The 3,857-nt window shown below is 78.0% G+C and carries 4 protein-coding genes; all 4 read left to right on the plus strand.

The window, feature by feature from the left end:
• A partial coding sequence (locus tag FA014_RS18675) for an MnhB domain-containing protein (protein WP_230323407.1) occupies nt 1–686 on the plus strand: 686 nt, incomplete at its 5' end.
• Nucleotides 683–1,009 (plus strand): NADH-quinone oxidoreductase subunit K, encoded by a 327-nt coding sequence (locus tag FA014_RS18680; RefSeq protein ID WP_154731116.1) that lies wholly within the window; start codon nt 683–685, stop codon nt 1,007–1,009. The genes FA014_RS18675 and FA014_RS18680, both read left to right, overlap by 4 nt.
• Entirely contained in the window at nt 1,002–2,453 is a 1,452-nt protein-coding gene (locus FA014_RS18685) for a complex I subunit 5 family protein (protein WP_154731117.1), read from the plus strand. Before FA014_RS18680 ends, FA014_RS18685 begins: the two co-directional genes overlap by 8 nt.
• Nucleotides 2,450–3,857 (plus strand): complex I subunit 5 family protein (locus FA014_RS18690; RefSeq protein WP_154731118.1); only part of this gene is annotated, 1,408 nt, incomplete at its 3' end. The genes FA014_RS18685 and FA014_RS18690, both read left to right, overlap by 4 nt.

Raw genomic sequence — 3,857 nt, forward strand, 5'->3', positions numbered from 1 at the left:
TGGGCGCCGCGGCCGCCGCCGGGGCGCTGCTGGGCGGGGTGCTCGTGCGCGCCCGTCGCGACGGCGCCGGGACCGGCCGGCTCGGCGAGCTCGTGCTGGACGCCGACGGCGTGGTGGGCCACCCCGTGACGACGGTGCTGCTGGACCTGCGCGCGCTCGACACGCTGCTGGAGGTCGCCGTGCTCACCGCCGCGGTCCTCTCGGCGCTCGCGCTGCACCGGGACGGCGTCGTCGCCGTCGTCGCGCCACGCCCCGGCACCCGGCCGATGCTGCGCGGCTTCGTGCACCTCGCGGTGCCGCTGGTGCTGCTGCTCGTCGGCTGGTTCCTGGTGGCCGGGTCGTCACGCCCGGGCGGCGCGTTCCAGGCCGGGGCCCTGCTGGCCGGCGCCGCGCTGCTGCTGGCCCTGACCGGGCGGCGCGACCTGGTGCCCACCGGCCGGTGGCTGCGGCCCGCGGTCGTCGTCGGGCTCGCGGGCTTCCTGGTGCTCGCGGCCGCCACGCGCGTGCTCGCCGGCGGGTGGCTCGCGCTCGCGCCGCCGTGGGGCGCGAGCGCCGTGCTCGCCCTCGAGGCGGTGCTGGTCCTCGCGATCGGGGCCGGGCTCGCGGCGCTCGTGCTCGCCGCCCGGCCGACCCCGGTCACGGCCGCGCCGGACGCGACGGCCGCCGACGACGGGGGGCGCCGGTGAACGCCCCCGACCTGTTCCTCGTCCTCGGCGCGGTGGTCACGCTGCTCGGCGCCACCCGGCTGCTGACCACCCGCGACCACCTGCGCCAGGTGATCGCCCTGAACGTGGCGGGGGCAGGGACGCTGCTCGTGCTGGTCGCGCTCGGCTCCGACGGGACGGGCACCGCGGACCCCGTGCTGCAGGCGCTCGCGCTCACGGGCATCGTGATCACGGTCGCCGTCACCGGGCTCGCGCTCGTCCTGGTGCGGCGGCTCGACGACGCCGACGACGCGGAGGACGCCGACGCGCGCCCCCACCCCGCACGGGGGACCGCCGATGACTGACCTGCTGATCCTCCCCGTGCTCCTCCCGCTGGCCGGTGCCGTCGGCACCGCGGTGCTGCCCCGGCGCCGGTCGGTCGGCCTCGCCGTCGCCGTGGCACAGCTGGGCCTGGCGGTCGCGGCCGTGATCGCGGTGCTCCGGCACGGCCCGCTGCGCGGGTCCCCGGGCGGCTGGGAACCGCCGCTGGGCATCGCGCTGCGGCTCGACGGCCTGGGCGCGGCCGTCGGCCTGCTGTCGGCCGTCGTCGTGCTCGCCGTGCTGTCCCACGCCGCCGCCCGGCCGTCGGCCACCGGCGGCCCGTCGGCCTGGCCGCTGACCCTCGTCACGGTCGCCGGGCTCCAGGCCGTGCTCGTGAGCGGCGACCTGTTCACCACCTACGTCGCCCTCGAGCTGCTGACCGTCGGCGCCGTCGGCCTCGTCGCGCTCGGCGGGCGGCGGGCGCTGGCCCCGGCGCTGCGGTACCTGTGCACGGCGGTGCTCGGCTCGTTCGCCGTGCTCGTCGCGGTCGCCCTGGTGCACGCGCACACCGGCACCCTCACCCTGGAGCTCGCGGCGGGCGCCCTGCCGCCGGGGCCCGCGCAGGCGACGGTGCTCGCGCTGGCGACGGTCGGGCTCGGGGTGAAGGCCGCGCTCGCCCCGCTGCACGCGTGGCTGCCCGCCGCGCACGCGGCCGCCCCGACGACCGTCAGCCCGCTGCTGTCCGCGCTGGTGGTCAAGGGGTCCCTCGTCGTGCTGCTCCGGCTGTGGACCGCGTTCGGCGGCCACACCGGCCTGGCGGTGCTGCTGGCGGTGCTCGGGTCGGGTGCGGTGCTGTGGGGCGGCGTGCTCGCGCTGCGCCAGGACCGGCTCAAGCGGCTCGTGGCCTACTCCACGGTCGCGCAGGTCGGGTACCTCGTCCTGCTGCTCCCCCTGGTCACGCCGGGCCTGGACCCGGCCGCCGGAGCCCCGACCCGGTCCGGCGCGCTGATCGCGTGGGAGGGTGCGCTGCTCCTGCTCCTCGCGCACGGGCTCGCCAAGGCCGCGATGTTCCTCGCCGCCGGGACGCTCGTCGGCGTCGCCGGCGGGGACCGGGTCGCGGACCTGGCCGGCACCGCCACCCGCGCGCCGATGGTCGTGCTCACGTTCGGCGTCGCCGGGGCGTGCCTGGCGGGGCTGCCCCCGTCGCTCGGGTTCGTCGGGAAGTGGCGGCTGCTGGAGAGCGCCGTCGGGTCGGGCGCCTGGTGGGCCGTGGCCGTGCTGCTCGCCGGCGGTCTGCTCACCGCCGCCGCGACGACCCGGGTCCTCGCCGTCGCGCTGCGCCCGGACCCCGAGCCCGCCCGCGCGCGCCCCGCGGTGCCCGCCGGGGTGCGCTGGCCCGCGCTGTCCCTGGCGCTGCTGGCCGTCGGGACCGGCGTCGGGTCGGCCTGGCTGGTGGACCTGCTGCGCGTGGGGGCGGTGGCCGGATGACGACCACGAGCTGGCTCCCCGTCCTGGTGCTCGCGACCTCCCTGGTCCCCGCCGTGGTCATCTTCCTGCTGCCCGAGGAGCGGAACCGCACCCGCACGATCCTCAACCTGGCCGGCGCGCTCGCGAAGGTCGGCCTCGTGGTCGCGCTGATCCCGCCGGTGCTCGCGGGGCGGCGGTTCGAGTGGCGCGTGGCGTTCCTGCCCCAGGTCGACCTGGTCCTGCGCGTCGAGGCGCTCGGCCTGCTGTTCCTCGGCCTGTCCGCGTTCCTCTGGCTGCTCACCACCGTGTACGCCATCGGCTACCTGAAGGACGAGGGGCGGCACCGCTCGCGGTTCTTCGGCTTCTTCTCGCTGTGCGTCGTGGCCTCGTCCGGCATCGCCCTGTCCGGCAACCTCGTGACGTTCGTGGTGTTCTACGAGCTGCTGACGCTCGCGACCTACCCCCTGGTGGCGCACCAGCAGACGGCGTCCGCCCTGCGCGGCGCGCGGGTGTACCTCACCTACACGCTCGGCGGCGGCGTCGCCCTGCTGCTCGGCGCCGTCTGGCTGACGGCCCTGGCCGGGCCCGCCGAGTTCACCCGGGGGGGCAGTCCCGCCGTGGCAGCGCTCGCCGCGGCGGACCCCGGCGCCGCCCGGGCCGCGCTCGCCCTGCTGCTGGCCGGCCTGGGGGTCAAGGCGGCGCTGGTGCCCCTGCACGGCTGGCTGCCGCGGGCCATGGTCGCCCCCGCGCCGGTCAGCGCCCTGCTGCACGCGGTCGCCGTCGTGAAGGCCGGGGTGTTCGGCATCGTGCTCGTCGTCGACGAGCTCGCCGGGCCGGCGCTCGCCGCCGAGCTCGGGCTGCTCGGGCCGCTGCTCGTCGTGTCCTGCGCGACGATCCTGTGGGGCTCGGTCCGCGCGCTCCGCCAGGACGGCCTGAAGGCCCGGCTCGCCTGCTCGACGGTCGCGCAGGTCGCCTATGTGACGCTCGGGATCGCGCTCCTCAGCCCGGTCGCGACCGTCGGCGGGCTGGCGCACATCGTCCACCAGGGGCTGATGAAGATCACGCTGTTCTTCTGCGCCGGCCTGCTCGCCCAGCGGCTGGGCGCCACCCGGGTGTCCGAGCTGGCCGGCGCCGGCCGCCGGATGCCGCTGACCTGCGCCGCGTTCACCGTCGGGGCCCTCGGCATGATCGGCCTGCCGCCCGTCGCCGGGTTCGTGTCGAAGTGGTACCTCGGGCTGGGCGCGGTGGACGCCGGCCAGTCGTGGGTGCTCGCGGTGCTGGTCGCGTCGTCGCTGCTCAACGCGGCGTACTTCCTGCCGGTCGTCGGGCGGATGTGGTGGGGGCGGGCGGCCGACCGGGCCGTCCCGGCCGCGGCCGCGCCGCCCGCCGCGGCCCGGACCCGGCTGGAGGCGCCGCCCGCCCTGC

The organism is Cellulomonas hominis (genome assembly GCF_005239125.1).
In the GTDB taxonomy this organism is placed as follows: Bacteria; Actinomycetota; Actinomycetes; order Actinomycetales; family Cellulomonadaceae; genus Cellulomonas; species Cellulomonas hominis_A.